At 61.8% G+C, this 18766-nt stretch carries 15 protein-coding genes and 1 tRNA gene; 9 read left to right on the top strand and 7 right to left on the bottom strand.

The window, feature by feature from the left end; translation table 11 throughout:
• Positions 1-94: 94 nt before the first annotated feature.
• From BLT75_RS08350 to BLT75_RS08340, 3 genes are all read right to left on the bottom strand, one after another.
• Entirely contained in the window at positions 95-1480 is a 1386-nt protein-coding gene (locus BLT75_RS08350) for an IS1182 family transposase (protein WP_093029670.1), read from the bottom strand.
• Between the two features lie 299 nt (positions 1481-1779).
• Entirely contained in the window at positions 1780-2955 is a 1176-nt protein-coding gene (locus tag BLT75_RS08345) for an MFS transporter (protein WP_093029668.1), read from the bottom strand.
• Complete coding sequence (locus BLT75_RS08340; protein WP_093029666.1) at positions 2955-3368, bottom strand: nuclear transport factor 2 family protein; 414 nt, start codon at positions 3366-3368, stop codon at positions 2955-2957. Before BLT75_RS08340 ends, BLT75_RS08345 begins: the two co-directional genes overlap by 1 nt.
• A 180-nt stretch (positions 3369-3548) precedes the next feature.
• Between BLT75_RS08340 and BLT75_RS08335 the strand changes: the two genes are divergently transcribed.
• A complete protein-coding gene (locus BLT75_RS08335; RefSeq protein WP_093029664.1) occupies positions 3549-4352 on the top strand; it encodes a LuxR C-terminal-related transcriptional regulator in 804 nt (267 codons plus the stop codon).
• Positions 4353-4631: 279 nt separating this feature from the next.
• Here the strand turns inward: BLT75_RS08335 and BLT75_RS08330 are convergent, their stop codons facing one another.
• Positions 4632-5678 (bottom strand): AraC family transcriptional regulator, encoded by a 1047-nt coding sequence (locus BLT75_RS08330; protein ID WP_218128859.1) that lies wholly within the window; start codon positions 5676-5678, stop codon positions 4632-4634.
• Between the two features lie 175 nt (positions 5679-5853).
• On the opposite strand from BLT75_RS08330, the gene bla reads away from it, so the two are divergent.
• The 5 genes from bla to BLT75_RS08305 all read left to right on the top strand — a co-directional run bounded on the left by bla (position 5854) and on the right by BLT75_RS08305 (position 11670).
• Entirely contained in the window at positions 5854-6888 is a 1035-nt protein-coding gene (gene bla / locus BLT75_RS08325) for a class A beta-lactamase (protein ID WP_218128857.1), read from the top strand.
• A gap of 130 nt (positions 6889-7018) precedes the next feature.
• Positions 7019-8518: a serine hydrolase domain-containing protein gene (locus BLT75_RS08320; protein WP_218128856.1), complete on the top strand. Its 1500-nt coding sequence runs from the start codon at positions 7019-7021 to the stop codon at positions 8516-8518.
• A gap of 850 nt (positions 8519-9368) precedes the next feature.
• On the top strand, positions 9369-9632 hold the full coding sequence (locus tag BLT75_RS08315) for a DUF3489 domain-containing protein (protein ID WP_093029658.1): 264 nt from the start codon (positions 9369-9371) through the stop codon (positions 9630-9632).
• Entirely contained in the window at positions 9629-10042 is a 414-nt protein-coding gene (locus tag BLT75_RS08310; RefSeq protein WP_245706420.1) for a DUF2924 domain-containing protein, read from the top strand. The genes BLT75_RS08315 and BLT75_RS08310 overlap by 4 nt, the downstream gene beginning before the upstream one ends.
• The gene (locus BLT75_RS08305; protein WP_093029656.1) at positions 10042-11670 is read left to right on the top strand and encodes a recombinase family protein; all 1629 of its coding nucleotides are present in this window, start codon (positions 10042-10044) and stop codon (positions 11668-11670) included. Before BLT75_RS08310 ends, BLT75_RS08305 begins: the two co-directional genes overlap by 1 nt.
• Before the next feature lie 182 nt (positions 11671-11852).
• Here the strand turns inward: BLT75_RS08305 and BLT75_RS08300 are convergent.
• From BLT75_RS08300 to BLT75_RS08290, 3 genes are all read right to left on the bottom strand, one after another.
• A tRNA-Gln gene (locus BLT75_RS08300) sits at positions 11853-11927 on the bottom strand.
• Positions 11928-12020: 93 nt separating this feature from the next.
• Positions 12021-13013, bottom strand: a complete 993-nt coding sequence (locus BLT75_RS08295; protein WP_093029654.1) for an NADPH:quinone reductase — start codon at positions 13011-13013, stop codon at positions 12021-12023.
• A gap of 581 nt (positions 13014-13594) precedes the next feature.
• Positions 13595-14077 (bottom strand): SH3 domain-containing protein, encoded by a 483-nt coding sequence (locus BLT75_RS08290; RefSeq protein ID WP_425441128.1) that lies wholly within the window; start codon positions 14075-14077, stop codon positions 13595-13597.
• 172 nt (positions 14078-14249) lie between these two features.
• Between BLT75_RS08290 and BLT75_RS08285 the strand changes: the two genes are divergently transcribed.
• The 3 genes from BLT75_RS08285 to BLT75_RS08275 all read left to right on the top strand — a co-directional run bounded on the left by BLT75_RS08285 (position 14250) and on the right by BLT75_RS08275 (position 18621).
• Positions 14250-15236 (top strand): 2-hydroxyacid dehydrogenase, encoded by a 987-nt coding sequence (locus BLT75_RS08285; protein WP_093029650.1) that lies wholly within the window; start codon positions 14250-14252, stop codon positions 15234-15236.
• Positions 15237-15332: 96 nt separating this feature from the next.
• Positions 15333-17123 (top strand): gamma-glutamyltransferase, encoded by a 1791-nt coding sequence (gene ggt / locus BLT75_RS08280; RefSeq protein WP_093029730.1) that lies wholly within the window; start codon positions 15333-15335, stop codon positions 17121-17123.
• Between the two features lie 100 nt (positions 17124-17223).
• Positions 17224-18621 carry an FAD-binding oxidoreductase gene (locus BLT75_RS08275; protein ID WP_093029648.1) on the top strand — a complete coding sequence of 466 codons (1398 nt, stop codon included), beginning with the start codon at positions 17224-17226 and terminating at the stop codon, positions 18619-18621.
• Positions 18622-18766 lie beyond the last annotated feature (145 nt).

Here is an 18766-nt window from a genome sequence, read left to right as displayed (position 1 = left end):
CAGCTAATGGCTGCATTGAGCCGATTCTGTGGAAAAACATCGTGTTGCGATTGCAATAAGTGGGCGCTGGTTCAAGGCGCGAGTGCCTTTATTGTTAGGCTGTTCTCGGTTTCTGCGGTGCAGGAAAGATCTTCGCCAGTTTGCGGAGGTTTTGGGCGGTGGCGGCGAGGAGGAATTCGTCATTTGCGCCGCATGGGCCACGTAATCGGAGGCGTCCGAGGCCAAGTATGCGTTTGAGGTGCGCAAACAGCATCTCGACCTTCTTTCGCAGCTTCATCGAGATTTCGTATTGCTTGGTCTTGGAGATGTCGCGGGCGACCTGACGGGCGTTTTCATGCTCTTCGCGGGTGATCGATCTGGCATCCGCGTTCGGGCAGCATTTTGCTTTGGACGGGCAAGCCTGACAGGTCAATTTCAAGGCCCGGTACTTGGCTCGTCCCGTGCTGGTCGGCCCTCGTTTCGGGTCGGAATAATTCCGGCGGAACTGCTTGAGTTCATGGCCTTCGGGGCAGATGTATTGATCGTTCCCGGCATCCCATTCGAAATCGGCGCGGGTCCATGTGCCGTCGCTGCGTCTGGATTTATCGAAGACGGGGATGTGCGGGGCGATCTCGCGGTCGACCAGCCAACCCAGCATCGGTCCGGTGCCATAAGCGGTGTCCGCGATCAGCCGCTCGGGATAAAGATGGAACTTGTCCCTCACCCGGTCCAGCATGGTGCGTGTCGCCCCCACCTCTGCCTGCCGGATCGATCTTGTGGCCTCGACATCGACGATGACACCGTGATCCGTGTCGATCAGGTAATTGTCGGAATAGGCGAAGAATGCTGGCCCTTTGCGTGCCGCGGTCCATTGGCTGGCAGGGTCGGAATGGGAGGTGAACTTGGGCTGGACCTCGCTGGCCGCGCCGAAGGCAGCTTCATCCAAGGAGTCCAGATATTCGCGAACGGCCCGGGGCGCATAGGCGGGATCGATCTGCCGGGCGTCCCATTCCTCCTTTGGCGTGGAGTTCTGCTTGTTGGCATCGGCCTCAATCAGGCTTGCGTCGACAGCCATGCGCTGCCCACTGACCAGGCCCTCTTCGATGCACCGCGCCACAGTCATCTCGAACAGGTGCCGCAGTAGTTCGCTGTCGCGGAACCGGCCATGCCGGTTCTTGGAAAAGGTCGAGTGGTCAGGGACCCGGTCGCTCAGATCCAGTCGGCAAAACCAGCGATATGCCAGGTTCAGATGCACCTCCTCGCAGAGCCGCCGTTCGGATCGGATACCGAAGCAATAGCCGACCAGCAACATGCGGATCAGCAGTTCAGGATCGACGGACGGGCGGCCAGTATGGCTGTAGAAATCGGCAAGGTAGGCGCGGATGCCGGAGAGATCCACGAACCGGTCGATGGAGCGCAGGAGGTGGTCCTGCGGGACATGATCCTCAAGTGAGAACTCGTAGAACAGCGCTGGTTGCGCCTCCTGCCGCGGTCCCATCATCGCCGATCCTCCAACCCATTTCGGGAATTGAATCAGCCAGACGCACCTCGATCAAGCACGAGTTTTTCAACGGAATAGGCCCAAATCCACGGATTTTACGAATAGTTAGAACGACCGCTATGCGAAACCTACCAGGAAGAATTGAAGGTTTCAGTGGGGCTTGTGCCTTTTCCAACCCTCGGGTTTGAGCGGGTTTCTTATGATAACTATCGCAGCGCGGCGCATGATCGGGTCACTCGACTTTCACATTTCATCAGCACGTATGACCGCCCTGACGAAAACTGTTTTGCGAACATCCGTCATCCGACTTTCCTTTCCACGCCTGCGAGAGGCGTGCTTCTGAAATATTGAAACGCGAGGCCCAGTGGGACGACCGCGGCAAATAGGACCATGGCTAGCGCGATTGGCCCCTGCGCGTTGCCCGTCGCATCAAGGATTGCGCCAGCGGCCGGGGGCGTGACCAGCATGATCGCGTAATAGACGGTAAAGAAGATGCCCATCCCGAAAGCGCGCACCTGTGGCCGCATGGCTTGTCCCGCCATTGCCATTATGACTCCCGCCGGTGCCATGCCTATCAGACCGAACATAACGCTCGCTCCCAGCCCGGCCCCTTGGACGCCAAGCAGCATGAGAGAAACGACGGCGCCTGCCATACAAATGGTAAGTACGACATTTCGTCCACCGAAACGGTCCACAACCTGCCCGCACGCGGCACCTGACAGGATCATCAACCAACTCCCGATGCTGACGATGCTAGCGGCGGCGATGGCGGATTGGCCAAGGTCTTCGAGAACCTTCGGCCCAAACGATAGATAGGTAACGTAGGCGGCGTTGAACACTCCCCACGCGGCAGCGGCACAAAGGACCAACCGCCATTCTTGACCTGTTAGGACTGTGCCCGAGCCACCTTTTACTGGCGGTAGATCATGTGGCGATCTGTAATACATAAACACCCCTAGTGCCGCGAGCAGGCAGTAAACAGAGGCCACCTGAAACGGAACCTGCCAACCGTAAGCCTGCGCAAGCCACGCGTGGCCGACTTGCCCCATGGCGATCCCGAATGGCCAAGACATAACAAGAATGCTCATGGCGGTCGCAATTTCGCGCCCTTCGAACCAATCCGCGACCATTTTCGTGAAATAGAGCGTGGTAAACAGAAAGCCTGCGCCGGCAAATATGCGACCCAGCCCAATGGCCCAACTTTCCGTTGCCAAGGACGACACGGCCCCACCCAATGCCAGCGCGCCCAAACCGATCACTACCATGATGCGATCCGAAACATATCGGCCCCAATATCCGGCCGGTATGGCCAGAAATAGTCCAGGGGCCATGAAGAGACCGATCAGGAAACCGATCCCCGCGTAATCGAGCCCGAAGGCGACGACCAAATCATCGCCCACGGAGGCCACCGTCTGAAACTGAAATCCAAGTCCGATGCGGGCCAGAAACAGAAGTGCCAGTATGCGCCAGCGCATCACGCCCAACCAAGCCCGCGCAGCCCCTGCACGGCATTCCAGATCTTGGTCATGTGCACGATCTTGTTGCCGTCGAATTGCATGACATAGGCATAGTCAGACACCGCGGCTTTGCCGGTCGGTTCCATCGGCCCGCCCGGCCCCGTATGCGTGCCATGAAACTCGGCGGTTGCCACGGCAGTGCCGCGGGCCTCATCCAGCGCAAAGGACGTCAGCTTGTAGCGTCCATCGGGAATTGGGGTCAGCAAGCCTTTCATCCACTCGCAATAGTCTGCAAGTGTCTTGGTCTCCGCCAGCGCGTCCGCCTGGCACGCAAAGGTCGCACCCTCCGTGCACCAGGCCTGGCAGACCTCCCATCCCTTGCCGGTTTCACAGGCATCAAAGAAAGCTTGGGCGGTTTCGAATTGTGTCATGGCACTATCCTTCAAATTTGCGGTGCCCTCTAATCCTGCGCAATCAGCCTGGCGCAGCATATCCGGCATATGCAGTATTTTCAGAGAAGGCCCTGCAGTATTTGCCTAGAGCATCTGCAGGATTGTTCGACTGTTTGCTTTTGATACCATCGAATGTGGCCGACAGATGGACCTTGCCATATGTTTCACAGCACAGACCTCAGCCCCAGAGAGCTGCAAATTGCCGAACGCTATGCCGCTGGATGCAGCTATCAAGAGCTAGCAGCGGACCTGCACATTGCGCCATCCACCGTACGGACACACTTGGCCACGATCTATCGCAAGCTTGAGGTGTCGTCCAAAGTTGAACTGGCCAGTCGCCTCAACGGTGTCAGCGCCGCTCCGCGCAGTCAGGAAGACCACGCCGCAATCATCTCGGAGCTCGCGCTGAGCCTTGAAGAGGCTCTGAGCCGTGAAAAGGCGTTGAGTGAAGTCCTGCGGATTATCGGCGCGTCCCAAGGCGATCTGAACTTGGTCATGCCAGCTATCCTGCGCTATGCGTTGGATCTCTGCGACGCGGAATTTGGAATTCTGTTTGAATATCGGGACAAAAAGCGGTTCCGAGCGACATTTACGCTTGGGATACCCACCGCCTTTCAGGACTGGCTGGATGATAGTGGCACGTTCAGCGTGAGTGACCAAACCGGGCTCGGCAGACTGATCACGCAACGCACTGTGATAAACATCATGGATGTCAAATCAGAGGCGCTCTACCGGACGGACGACCCGTTGCGGTTTGCCACGGCTGACCTCGGAGGTGCCCGGTCGTTTGTCGCGATACCGATGCTTGCCGCCGACCGACTTGTCGGCGCTTTCACGATCTATCGGCAATCGGTGCGCCCGTTCTCGGAGGATGCGCTCCGGGTGGCACAGATGTTTGCCGCTCAAAGCGTGATTGCTTTGGAAAACGCGCGCATCTTCGGCAGCAGTGGACACCAAGTGTGACTTTTGAAATGGCAACTTTGTCCGCATCTGAGACGTCGGAAGCAACAGTCGTGAATGGCAGGTGCCGGGAGACGCGGTCGTTCGGGCACCAAAGCGGACGTTGTAGCTCAGTTCGGTGGTCTCGAACGGCTTCCGAGCGCGGTCTTGCGGACATCTGACCGAACCGCTCAGATGTCTCAGAAGAGTCCATACCGGAAGTGCTCCAAGGCAGACGCTTGTTCGTTCCCATATCACGCTGCGATCGGGCACGTTGGTGGACCCTTCAGCATCCGAAGTCTGCTAGCGTGACCCCGTCACCGGCCCCGGATAGGCCTGATAGCGGGGGAGATCACCCCGGAAATCTGACGGCGTCTTACCGGTCCATCGCCGGAATGCCCGGTCTAGGGCGGCAGAACTGGAGAGACCCACCTCGAGAGCGATTTGCGCGATGGGTAGGGTCGTGTTCGACAAGAGGTCTTCGGTGATGCTCTTGCGCACGTCGTCCTTCATCTGACTGTAGGAGGTGCCCTGTGCCCACAGGATGCGCTGGATGCGACGTGGATGCATGCGGCAGATCGAGGCAAAGTCATTCAGTGTCAGATCCTGATAAGCGATGTTGTCCCTCAGCATTCCACGAAGATAGGAAAGGGTCGCTTCGCTGGCGCCATCTGTGGCAAACTCCCCTCGTGACGCCTTCACCAAGTCCCAGTTCAGCGAGAATGGTGCCCAAAGCCAATGCGGCGGAAATGAAATCCGTAAACCGTCGATCTGGGATGTGATGAGCGCTTGTTTCGGAAGAAAACCCGGCGGAAGCCCCTGGGTGGTCGGTGCAGTGATCAGGATGTCTTTGGGGTCGAAGGTTTCTCCGATCCCTTTCTTTATCAAAGTCATATAGAGTGCGATGCCGACTGCATCCAACTGTGTTGACGGCCTAGTCACCTTGACGGTGCGGCGAATGTTGAAGCTTACAATGTCGGGTGTGATGGAAACGGAGTACCGCACGTTATCAACCTGTTTTGAGACTTCCACCACCACCCGGGACAGAAAATCTCCCAAGTTGAGAGCATGGGTCGCCGAATCCCGAAACGCTGGCGTTCCCTTCTTCGCTGTTTCGATTGCCACCTTTGCGCCAAAATACGGATCACCGAGAGTTTCCGCCATATCCTCCATCGCGGAATAACAGGCGGACGCGTCAAACAGCATCGCAGGGTCGGTCAGCGCGTCGACGGGAATACCGTTTCGGACCAGGAGCGCTTCAATATCGCCGCCCCGCGAGGTGAAGGCCCTTGCGAAGGGGGACAAAAGCAACATCCCGCGCGTGAATCTCGGGCCAGATTTCTTGCTCATTCTTGCTGCTCCCTCAACGCCCTGAGGTTAACCTTGTGGGACAAGTTTATGACACAGGCGGCATGAGCCGCAAACAGGTTGGGCCTCGTGCATGTTAATCAACAAGCCCTAAACGGTGAGACCCGGGCGATGGCCACGCGGCCCTGGCGATCTCGGAAAGCGTTGGAGCCAGCAAATGTCGAAGGAAAACACCGCAAAAGCCAGAAAATCCCTTTTGGCCGAAACACTTATTGCCGTGCTGATGACTGTTTCGGCGGCCACCTTCGGCCCGGCATACAGCCAGACAACAGAAGGCCAGTCCGTTGGGGCCGCGATCGAGCGGGTCGCTACGGGGCTTGCCGGGCGCATCGGCTTTGCGGCGCAGGAAATCGGCGGCGACGACGTCATCGCGTTCAATGGCGATGAAACCTTCGCCATGGCCAGCACCTATAAGGTTGCAATCGCCGCTGCGATAATGGACCGCGTGGACAGGGGGGAACTCAGCCTCGACCAGATGGTCGAAATCACACCCGACATGATGATGATCGGCGACGCTGCGCTGAGCGACACCTTCGTGCATCCCGGGCTTCAGCTCTCGGTGGCGAACCTGATGGAGATCATGATCACGGAAAGCGACAACACGGCGACCGACATCTTGATGGGGCTGGCCGGCGGGCCTGCGGCAGTGACCGAAAATCTGCACAGGCTCGGGATCACAGATTTCAGGGTCGATCGGACGACCGGCGAGATCATCGGGGAATTCTATGGCCTGCCGGGACCAGCCACGATGAAAGTCGCCACAGAGGCCTTCGTGACCCGGCCGGAGCTCCTGACGATCATGGGTGACCGCAATCTGGACTTCGAGGCGGATCTCCGCGACCACGCAACGCCCCTTGCGATGCTGCAACTCCTGCTTGCCATCGACAGCGGCACGGCGATGAGCGCCGAGAGCCGCGACTTCCTGATTGATGTCATGTCGCGCACGCGCACCGGCGATGCCCGGCTCAAGGGGCTGCTGCCGAGGGGAACGCCCGTGGTGCACAAGACCGGAACCATAGGGGGAGTGGCCAATGACGTCGGCTATATCACGCTCCCCGACGGTCGTCGGTTCGCAATCGCCGTGTTCACCAAGAGCAGCGAGACGTCCGAGGCGGACAGGGATCGGGCAATTGCAGAGGTCGCCCGGTCGCTGTTCGACTACTTCTACCTCGGGCAGATGGCGAAGCAGTAAAAGGGGAAACTTCGCCGTGCACGCTCTGCCTGTGCGATCCTGCACTGCGAAGACAGAACCTTCCAGGAAGAGCCATCGTTATCCCGCCAGGAGAAATCTGGCGAAGACTCCAATGCAAAGGAAAAAACCAGTGAAGAACCGAATGAAACCAATACCTGCCCTGCTTGTTTCGTCGCTACTGTGCGCCACACCGGCACTCGCACAGCAGGCCATGACACAGGAAGAGGGCCAGGCGACCTTTGATGCGGTCCTCGCCGAAGCCTCTGAACTGATCAAGGAACTGAAAATCCCGGGACTTGGTATCGGGGTCATCCATGGGCCCAACGCCTACGGCGCCGGACTCGGTGTCACGAACGTAACTACCGGAGAGCCCGTTACCACTGATACGCAATTTCAAATTGGCTCTGTGACAAAAACCTTCCTTTCGACTCTGGCCATGCAGCTGTCCGAACGGGGCATTCTGGATTTGGACGCGCGTGTCGTCGACATCCTGCCGTGGTTCAGGGTCGCGGATCCCGACGCGACGTCGAAAGCGCGGGTCGTCGACCTGTTCCACCATCACGCTGGCTGGTATGGCGACCATGGGTTCCTTCCTGTTCCTCCGGGTGGGTCGATCAGCGAGAAGGTCATGCTCCAGGCGGCTTACGTCGAGCAGATCTATCCGTTTGGTCAAACTTGGATGTACAACAACACCAGCATCACCTTCGCGACCCATGTGGTGTCGCATGTCGGCGGAAAACCGATCGAGACCCTGATCGAAGAGAACCTGTTGACTCCGCTCGGCATGGATTCGTCGTCCTTTAATTACGACGCCACCCCGCCGGCTGAAAACTATGCATGGGGTCATCCGCCGATCTACGGGGAAGGCAGCATCAGTGATCTCAAGCCGTACTACATTCCGTTGATAAGAGAGTCCGCAGCCTCCGGCGGACTCCGGTCTACGGTTACCGACATGCTGAAATATGCCCGCTTTCAGCTGGACGGCAAGGACGCCGCCGGGAACCAGCTGTTGTCCATGGAGGCGCTGGACTATGCCCATGCTCCGGCAGTCGATGCTGCGGCCGGCGAGTTTACCGGACTGACATGGTTCGTCCATGACTACGACGGCGTCACCAGCCCCTTCCACGGGGGGAATTGGCCCGGCACGCGGTCTTTTCTGAAGCTGATACCGGAACACGACTTTGCGGTGGTGATCATGGTCCACAGCGATCGCGGAGTCGAAGCCTACAGTAATATTTCGGACGCAATGGTCAAAGCCTTCACGGGAATCGAGGCCGACTCTCCGGTCGCAGCGGGCGTCGATCCGTCTGTGCTCGATCCCTTCGTCGGCGTCTTCAAGGGGAATTCCCAAAACATCGAGATCCGGAAAGAGGGCGACAAATATGTGTTTGTCCAGTTCTCCGCATTGACCAGCGGAGCGGATCCCGCGCCTGCCAATGTGGCCAACACGGCCGAGGGCTATTTCATCATCACCGAAGGCCCGAACGAGGGATCCCTTGGCGAATTGCTCGAAGATCCGTCTGGCGCACTCAACTACGTGCGATTCAACCATCGGATCTTCATTCGGGGCGACGGGGCGGTCGACGAATTCTCGCTCTCTGGAACTGCATTCGACAAACCGGCTGAGTAAGAGCCACGGGTTCGGTGGAGGGGCGCTCCAGCACCGCGCAGATTGAACTCTCCACCGAACCCGTTGCATCGGCAACAGGAGAAGTCCAATGCGAAAACTAAACCCAAAGACCTTGACCGCGGCGCTTGTCTGCACAGCCGTCATTCAGCTAGCACGCTAGTGGCGCTCTGCGGCGAACAGCGGCTACGTCCGCATGTGAGACGCTCGAAACCGGCGCAGCGAAGGTCCGGTTCAGATAATTGATCTTGAAGCCCGGACTGAACGGCAGCTTTCGCCGTTTCGACTCGGGTTTCTCGCGGTCGCAGAGAATAGCCGGTGTCCGCCCTTCGTGACGGTTTCTGCGCGTTCGCCCGAGGTCGGCAGTGGGCTCTTCTGAGACATCTGAGTCATTCCGTCAGATGTCCGGAAAGTCCAAGGTTTGTTGCTGCTGTCAGCGGAGCTGCAGCGGCGACAAATCTGACAAGGAGGAAAGCGCGGGCGGCTGCCGCAGCTATGGGGATTGTGCGTTACCGGTGCGTCAGTCGAGGAACGGATCGGCGGTCGCGTTGGTCACGGGGCGGGTCGGCCAGTTGGTTTCCACGGTCTGATGCCGCCGTTTGGTCTGTCTTTCCGGCTTCAATAGCCCATCTCGCTGCCACGTCATGAGTCTGGCCGTAGTGATCGGTCCGACACCTGGGTACCGCGGGGCCGGGTGGGATCGGTGGTTCATACAGTTCCTTCCGAGACAAAGGACTGGACTTCTGAGCGCGGCAGAGCGGTACTGACGGTGTAGCCGCGTCGCCCGGGATGCCCGGGCTCCACTCAGTACAGGGCGAGGGATTGGCCATTGCCCGCAGAGTGGAGAATTGAGATGGCGATTGAATCTGAACAAAAGACAGGGCTCGGAACACCCAAAACGGTGCGCGCGAAAGCGACGCGCGGCGATCAGCTGCGCAGGTTGCTGACCCGGAAATCCGGCGCCTCGATCGCGCAGATTGGGAAGGCATTCGGCTGGCAGCCTCATACCGCCCGGGCAGCGATTTCGGCTCAGCGCAAGGCCGGGTCCGTGATCACCCGTAGCGATAGCGCCAAGGGGTCAGTCTATCGGATTGTCGAGGAGGGGCGCAGCCAGTGAGTGCGGATCATCTGACTGAGCTCGCCTTCCGGATCGCGGAAATCGAGGCCATGGATCGCGCCGCTTGCCTCAAGCGGTGGCGGGAGGTCTTTGGTCGGCCGCCGCCAAAGTACCTGTCACCGCAGTTCCTCAGGCGGGTGCTGATCTGGGAGGCGCAGAACAGGGCACTTGGCGCGGTGTCGGCTAGAACCACCCGCCGCCTGAACCAGATTGCTGCTGGCAGACCCGTACAATCGACCGCAAAGGCAGGGTCACATCTGGTCCGGGAATGGAACGGGCGGACATACCAGGTCGAGGTGGTGGAAGACGGATACGTCATGGATGGCAAAACCTGGCGGTCCCTGTCGGCCCTTGCGAGACATATAACGGGCGCGCGCTGGTCTGGCCCGCGCTTCTTCGGTGTTCAGTGATGCGCCGGATCCGCTGCGCGATCTACACGCGGAAGAGTTCCGAAGACGGGCTCGAGCAGGACTTCAACTCGCTCGACGCCCAGCGGGAGGCGTGTGAGGCCTACATTGCCAGCCAAAAACACGAGGGCTGGGAGTTGCTCCCGGATCGCTACGACGATGGTGGCATCTCCGGCGGCCATCTTGAGCGCCCATCCTTGAAAAGGCTCATGCAGGCGGTGGACGAGAAACGCGTGGACCAGATCGTCGTCTACAAGATTGACCGCCTGACCCGGTCGCTTGCCGACTTTGCCAAACTGGTGGAACGGCTGGATGCGGCCGAGGCATCGTTTGTGTCGGTAACGCAGAGCTTCAACACGGCGACCAGCGTGGGGCGTCTGACCCTGAACGTGCTTCTGAGTTTTGCCCAGTTCGAGCGGGAGGTCACGGCGGAGCGTATTCGGGACAAGATCGCAGCTTCTAAGCGAAAGGGCCTCTGGATGGGTGGCAATGTGCCGCTCGGCTACCAGGCCGATGGCCGGACACTGAGGATAGACCAGGAGGAAGCTGCCACGATCAGATGCCTCTACGACTGGTACCTGGAGCATGGCGTCGTCCGCGTGGTGAAGGAACAGGCGGACGCGTTGGGCCTCCGATCACGTCGACGCCTGCGCGGGGCAGGGCGCATCTCCGGAGGCAAGGCATTCGACCGGGGTCACATCCATCACATTCTGAGTAACCCGATCTACGCGGGTCGCATCCGCCACAAGGGTCAGGTCCATGATGGGCAGCATCCCGCCATCATTGCGCCAGCGATCTGGGAGCGGGTGCAGCAGATGCTGGAAGACGGGTGCGGAAAAGCGCGCGGAACAAGGCACATGGCGCCGCGATCGCCGCTCGCAGGCAAGCTCTTTGATGAAACCGGCGATCGTCTGACGCTGAGTCATAGTGGGACGAATGGCAAGCGGTTGCGCTATTACATCTCCCGCAGGCTGGTCACGGATCGCAGCCAGAAGCATCCGGATGCCTGGCGCCTGCCCGCAAGACAGGTGGAAGCACTGATCGCCGAGCTTGTCAGGGCGCACCTGAAGAAGACCGGGATCGCAACGCTGCTCATCCAGGATATTGCCGCCTCAGAGGTTGCCGCGACATCCGCCAGACTGCATGCGGTCGAGAAGACAGGCGACTGTCTGGCGCTCGTCGATCGGGCTGACCTGAGCCCAGGTAACATCACGGTTCGCTTCAATCAGAACGCTCTCGCCAACCTCGTCGATTGCGACCCGGAGAGGATCAATCCAGAGCAGCTCATCCTCAGCGCCCCGTTCCGGATGCGCCGACGGGGTGTGGAACTGAAACTCCATCTTGGGGATGCGCCGTCCGAGATCGACCGGACGCTCGTTCAGAACATTGTCAAGGCCCGGCGCTGGATGGCGATGATCCTTGATGGCAAGACCTTTGCGGAGATCGCCGAAGGGGAGGGGACGTCGAAGCGGCGGGTCCAGGATGTGATCGATCTGGCGATGCTCGCACCTGACGTGCTCGACGCAATTGCGGCCGGTGAGCAGCCCGAAGGTCTGACCTCCGACTATCTGATCAAGTCGGGCGTCCCGGCTGACTGGTCAAAACAGCGCGAAACGTTCGCGCAGCTGTAACCCAAAAACTCGACACATCTCCCAAACTCGTACCGCCGGAATCGCAAACGGAGACTGCGGGCTGAAATCCGCCGGATATGCACTCTGGTTCGCGTCTCTCCGAGAAAGTCGCCACGACAACCGTCGGAATATACGCCGGAAGTGCCCGGCAAACTCTCAGCGCCTGAATTTTGGGAAGTGCGTGGCTGGGGTGGTAGGATTCGAACCTACGGTACGCGGTACCAAAAACCGTTGCCTTACCACTTGGCTACACCCCAACGGTGAGCGGCTGTCTACGCAACCTGCTTGGGCAACGCAAGGGGCGCTTGCAAAAAATATCGGCCCTTCGGACACTTTTTTGAGGGCGGCTGTCAGCCCTTGGTTTCGACCAGGATCGCGCCGTCCCGGCCACCGCGTTCGACCGCTTCATGAGCTGCGGCGCAAGCGCTGAGCGCATAGGTCTTCTGTACCGGAATCCGAAGCGCCCCGGCGACCAGCGCCGCGTGCAATTGCGCGATGGTCTTGGTCCGCCGGGCTGGGGGCAGCAGATAGATCAGGGCCATCTCCAGCGTCACCGCCTTGAACATCAGCGGATAGAACGGCAGTTCGGGCGACATCGCCTTGGCCGATCCATAAGCGTTGATGCGTCCGTTTTCGGCGATCACAGCCGCGTTTGTGGCGGCGTTCATGCCGAACTCCACCTCGACGATTCGCTCCACCGGGCGGCCATTGTTGGCGTTCAGGATCGCGGCCGCCAGGTCCGGGTCGGCATAGTCCAGCACGGCGTCGGCGCCAGCCGCGCGCACCCGCTCGGCGGCCGCGCGCCCGGCGGTGGCGATCACCCGCGCGCCCCCCCATTTCGCCAGTTGCACCGCCAGGTATCCGACCGTTCCGGCGCCGCCATGCACCAGCACCGTCTGCCCCTCGACCGGGCCGCCCGAGAACACCACATGGGTTGCGGTCAGGCCGGGGATGCCCAGCACCGCGCCGGTCTCGAGGCTGACGCCCTCCGGCAACGGCACCGCCTGTTCCGCAGGCAGGGCGATCTGTTCGGCGCAGGTGCCCATGGCCCGTCGCCACTGCCCGTTCCACAGCCAGACCCGCTGGCCGATCCGCCCCGGGTCGACCCGTTCACCCACGGCCGAGATCACGCCGGACCCGTCGCTATGCGGCACGATCACGGGGTAGGGCAGTTCGGTCACCCCCACCCGCGCCCCGGCCCGCGCCTTCACGTCCGAGGGATTGACGCCCGACAGCGCCACATCGACCAGAACCTCGCCCGGTCCGGGGCGGGGTGGCTGCATCTCTTCAAGGTGCAGAACCTCGTCGGCCGGCCCGAAGGCGCGGTAGGTGATGGCTTTCATGGTCCAATTCCTGTCTGTTCCGTTCCGTTGACCTTAGCGGGATCGGCGGCAAAGGCTAGGCCTTGGGGCAGGAAGGATGCCGGATGAGGGATTGCACAGGCCGGACCAGCCGTTTGACTGACCGACGGACTATGCTTCCGCTGCAATTATCTCGACATCGGCGATGGAGCGGGGGGCCGCGCGAGGCCGCCCGTGTCCTGGCGCGATTTCACCTGGTCGATCTCCGGTTTTCCGGCCTGCCGCATCGTGGTCGGGTGCACCGTCGGCAAGCTGACCGAGGCCGGGTTTTCCGCCTGCGACCGGCCTTGCCCCGATGAAAGCTACAAGGCGGGTGTGTGCCGGTTCCCGATGCTGGCGCCCGGCGGGCCCGACGATCCCGAGGCCCACACCAATGCAGGTGATCCGCATGCATACCCTCTTACTGATTCTCTTTGGGGGGCTGGGGGACAAGGCGATGGCAGGCATAGGCCGGACGTTCCGGAAACTCTGCCCCGGCGCCGGTCATTTCCTGCAAGGGGACGTGGGCGAAGATTTGGCGCGCCATAGGCTCGCCTTCATCCTCCACAGCCGCGAAACCTGGATCAGTCCCGGATCTCGTCCGGGTCGACGCCCCAGAGATTGGACTTCAGCGCCCAGCCGCGATAGCCGCCGGCAGTGATCCTGCACCAGTCGACGGTGCAACTGCCCAGCCGAGCGACGACGCCGTTCTCGAAATGGGCGGCGATCTGCGAATTGGTGTCGGGACGGTCGTAGACCGGCATCATGTCTTTTTCCACCAGTACCGTCCGGGCTCCCGACAGCAGTGCGTAATGCACCCAGCCGCCTGCGCCTTCGCGGTCCTGAACCTTGCGCCAGTGGCCGTATTCGGCGGTGATCTGCAATGGCATGTCGCGGCGCTTGAACACCCAGTCGATGCGATGGGTCAGCGACGGGCCGCGCCGCACGTTGCCTTCGGATGTCTTCATCGAAACGTAGCGGGGGATCGGAAGATTGGTCACCGCCCCACGCTTTTCTTCGTCCGCCTGCGCGCCTTGTGCCAGCACGAGCGAAACCGCGAAAACCACCGACGCCAAGGGGCGTCCGAAACTGAATGAACCTGTCACTGCCTGCCTGCCAGATGTCTGCCTGCGTTTTGAAAAAGGCTGCGTTATTTGCGCATGGGGTTCTTGTGCCCCGCCTTCTCCTGCGCCACGATGCCATGGCGCGTGACCGTTTGAAAGCTGTGGGAGAGCTCAAGTGCCAAGAGAACGTCTGAGTGTTGTCGTAACGCGACGGTTGCCCGAGGCGGTGGAAACCCGCCTCAGCGAACTTTTCGATGTCCGTCTGCGCGATGACGACACTCCGATGACGCGCGAGGAACTGGCCGCGGCCATGCGCGGGGCGGATGTGCTGGTCCCGACGCTGACCGACAAGATCGACGCAGGCCTTCTGGCACAGGTGGGCGAGCGACTGCGGCTGATCGCCAATTACGGCGCGGGTGTCGATCACATTGACGTGGCCACCGCGCGCCAGCGGGGTATTCTGGTCTCGAACACGCCCGGCGTGCTGACCGACGATACCGCCGACATGACCATGGCGCTTATTCTCGCCGTCACCCGACGCATTCCCGAGGGGCTTGCCGTGATGCAACGGAACGAATGGACCGGCTGGGCCCCCACCGCGCTGCTGGGCGGCCGTGTCGGTGGCCGCCGACTGGGCATCCTCGGCATGGGGCGCATCGGTCAGGCGGTGGCCCGCCGCGCTCGCGCCTTCGGCATGCAGATCCACTACCACAACCGCCGCCGCCTGCGCCCCGAGATCGAGGAAACGCTCGAGGCGACATATTGGGAAAGCCTCGACCAGATGATCGCCCGGATGGACGTGATCTCGGTCAACTGCCCCTCGACGCCCTCGACCTTTCACCTGATGAACGCGCGTCGGCTCAAGCTGATGAAACCCACCGGCGTCATCGTCAACACCTCGCGCGGCGAGGTTATCGACGAAAATGCGCTGACCCGGATGATTCGATCGGGCGAGATCGCCGGGGCAGGGCTCGACGTCTACGAACACGGCACCCAGGTGAACCCGCGCCTGCGCGAACTGCCCAATGTGGTGCTGCTGCCCCACATGGGCTCGGCCACGTTGGAGGGCCGGATCGAGATGGGCGAAAAGGTGATCATCAACATCAAGACCTTTGCCGACGGTCACCGCCCGCCTGACCAGGTGGTGCCGGCGATGCTCTGAGGCGCACGAGCGGCAAGGTTCGAACACCCTTCGTTTGTGCCGCCTTGGCAGCATTGACAGGATGAACGCGGCAACGCGACAGCAGGGAGAGTGACGATGCGAACCGGTATGATGGCGGGCCTCTGGCTGGCGGCGATGGTGGCCGGCTCGGCATCGGCCCAGCAGGCGGCGGATACGGTGGCCCCTGAAGGCGCGGCAGCCGGGCAGGTCAGGCCCATGTCGGCAGTGGTCGAGGCCGCGCAGGCGGCCAAGGCCGCGGGCCAGCCGGTCGAGGCGCAGAACTGGATGGTGGCGGCCGCCAATCCGCTGGCGGTGATGGCGGGCGGCAACGTGCTGCGCCGGGGCGGCACCGCCGCCGACGCCATGGTCGCCGTGCAGACCGTGCTGGGCCTTGTCGAACCGCAGAGCTCGGGCTTGGGCGGCGGCGCGTTCCTGGTCTGGTACGATGGCGCCACCGGCCGTATGACCACGCTCGACGCCCGCGAAACCGCCCCGCGCGCGGCGACGCCCACCCTGTTCCAGGACGACACCGGCGCGCCGCTGAAATTCTTCGACGCCGTGGTCGGGGGCCGCTCGGTCGGCACACCGGGCACGCCTGCGTTGCTGGAAGAGGCGCACCGCCGCTGGGGACAGGCCAACTGGGGCACGCTCTTCGGCGATGCGATCTGGCTGGCCGAAAACGGTTTCACCGTCTCGCCCCGCCTTGCCGGTCTGGTCGAGGAAGACGCCGAAAGGCTGGGCCGGTTCCCGGAAACGGCGGCCTATTTCCTGCCCGACGGCGTGGCCATCAAGGCCGGCGATACGCTGAAGAATCCCGCCTATGCCGCAACCCTGCGCGCCTTGGCCGCCGACGGCGGGGCCGCCTTCTACGGCGGCCCCATCGCCGCCGACATCGTGCGCACCGTCCGTCAGGCCGAGGGCAATCCCGGCGTGTTGTCGGGGGCCGACCTGGCGCTTTACCAGGTGATCGAACGCGAACCTGTCTGCGCCGCCTACCGCACCTACGAGGTCTGCGGCATGGGCCCGCCCTCGTCCGGGGCGCTGACCGTGGGGCAGATTCTGGGCATGCTGGAACCTTTTGACCTGGCGGCGCTGGGGGCAGAGAACCCCGAAAGCTGGCGGCTGATCGGCGATGCCTCGCGCCTCGCCTTTTCCGACCGGGGCCGCTACATGGCCGACAGCGATTTTGTCCCGATGCCCACCAGGGGGCTGGTCGATCCCGCCTATCTGAAATCGCGAAGCGAGCTGCTCGCCGGCCCTAAGGCGCTGGACAGTGTCGAACCCGGCAACCCCGAGTTTGACCATGCCTCGAACTGGGCCGATGACATCTCGCTCGAACTACCCTCGACCTCACATATCTCGATCGTGGATCGCTATGGCAACGTGCTGTCGATGACCACCACCATCGAAAACGGTTTCGGCTCGCGGCTGATGACGAACGGCTTCCTGCTCAACAACGAGCTGACGGATTTCTCGTTCCAGACTCATGACAACGGCGTGCCCATCGCCAACCGGCTGGAACCGGGCAAGCGTCCGCGTTCCTCCATGGCGCCCACCATCGTCACGCAGGATGGCAAGCCGGTGCTGGCCATCGGCTCGCCCGGCGGCAGCCGCATCATCGGCTATGTCGCCCGCGCGATCATCGCCTGGGCCGACTGGGGCATGAACGTGCAAGAGGCGCTGAACGCGCCGCATCTGGTCAACCGCTTCGGCACCTATGACCTCGAAGAGGGCACCGGAGCGGCCGCGATGGAAGAGGCGCTGACCGGCCTCGGCTACAAGGTCTCGGTGCGGGCGCTCACCTCGGGCCTGCACGCCATCGAGATCGGAGAGACGCTCAGGGGCGCCGCTGACCCGCGCCGCGAAGGCATCGCCATGGGCGAATGAGTCGGTCGGGGTTAGTGGGTATTGACCTGCAGCCGCGCCGCTTCTTAGGTAGCGTTTGAATCCTGGCGGGACTGGCCCGCCGGGGCAAGGGGGGATAGACATGGCTCGGATCACCGCATTGCCGCGCAACGAGACCGGCATCGAAACCGTGATTGGCATTCTGAAACAGCGCTTTGGCGACCGTTTGCAGACTGGCCAGGCGATCCGTGAACAACATGGCCACACAACGACCTGGATCGACAATCAGCCGCCCGACGCGGTGGTGTTCCCCACCTCGACGGCCGAGGTCTCGGATATCGTCCGGACCTGCGCCGAACACAAGGTGCCGGTGATCCCCTTCGGCACCGGCACCTCGCTGGAGGGCCACGTGAACGCGCCCGCCGGCGGTATCTCGGTCGACTTGATGCAGATGAACAACGTGCTTGCGGTGCACGCGGGCGATCTCGATTGCGTGGTCCAGCCCGGCGTTACCCGCGAACAACTCAATACCCACCTGCGCGACCAGGGCCTGTTCTTCCCGATCGACCCCGGCGCCAATGCCTCGATGGGCGGCATGGCCTCGACCCGGGCCAGCGGCACCAACGCGGTGCGCTATGGCACGATGAAGGACAATATCCTCTCGCTCGAAGTGGTGATGCCCGATGGCGAGGTGATCCGCACCGCGCAGCGCGCGAAAAAGACCTCGGCCGGCTATGACCTGACCCGGCTGATGATCGGCGCCGAGGGCACGCTGGGCATCATCACCGAGCTCACCCTGAAACTGCAAGGCATCCCCGAGGCGATCTCGGCGGCGCGCTGCTCCTTCCCGACAGTCGATGCCGCCTGCCAGGCGGTGATGACCACAATCCAGTTCGGCATCCCGGTGGCGCGGATGGAACTGCTCGACGTGATCGCGGTGCAGGCCGTCAATGCCTATTCGAAACTCGACCTGCCGGAAACGCCGCTGCTGCTGCTGGAGTTTCACGGCTCCGAGGCGGGCGTGGCGGAACAGGCCGAAATGTTCGGCAGCATCGCCGAAGAGCACGAAGGCACCGGTTTCGCCTGGACCACCTCGACCGAGGAACGCAACCGGCTGTGGAAGGCGCGGCACGAATTCTACTGGGCCACCCTGCAATTGCGTCCGGGCTGCACGGCGCTGGCGACCGATGTCTGCGTTCCGATCTCGCGGCTGGCCGATTGTGTCAATGCCGCTACCGCCAAGGCCGAGGAAATGGGCCTGTTCGCGCCGCTGGTCGGCCATGTGGGCGATGGCAATTTCCATATCTCGCCGGTGATCGACAAGACCAATCCGGCCGAAGTCGCCAAGACCGAGGAATTCACCGCCTGGCTGGCCGAGCTTGCGATCTCGATGGATGGCACCTGCACGGGCGAGCACGGCATCGGCCAGGGAAAACGTGCCTATCTGAGCCGTGAACTGGGGCAGGCCCCGCGCTACATGGCGGCGATCAAGGCCGCGCTCGACCCGCTGGGCATCATGAACCCCGGCAAGATCCTCTGACCGGGAGTGGCTGCGCCGCCTGAGATTTTTCGTCGAAAAATCTCGTCTCCGGCGGGAGTATTCTCGAAAAGATGAAGAGCGGGGGCATCCAAACCGCGCACCATGCGGGGTGAAGTCGGTTTTGCGCGTTTTTGCGTCGGATGAA

It is taken from the genome of Ruegeria marina, assembly GCF_900101475.1.
GTDB lineage: Bacteria > Pseudomonadota > Alphaproteobacteria > Rhodobacterales > Rhodobacteraceae > Ruegeria_B > Ruegeria_B marina.
Note: the sequence above shows the minus strand (reverse complement) of the source record. Positions and strands in the feature narration are given on the sequence as shown.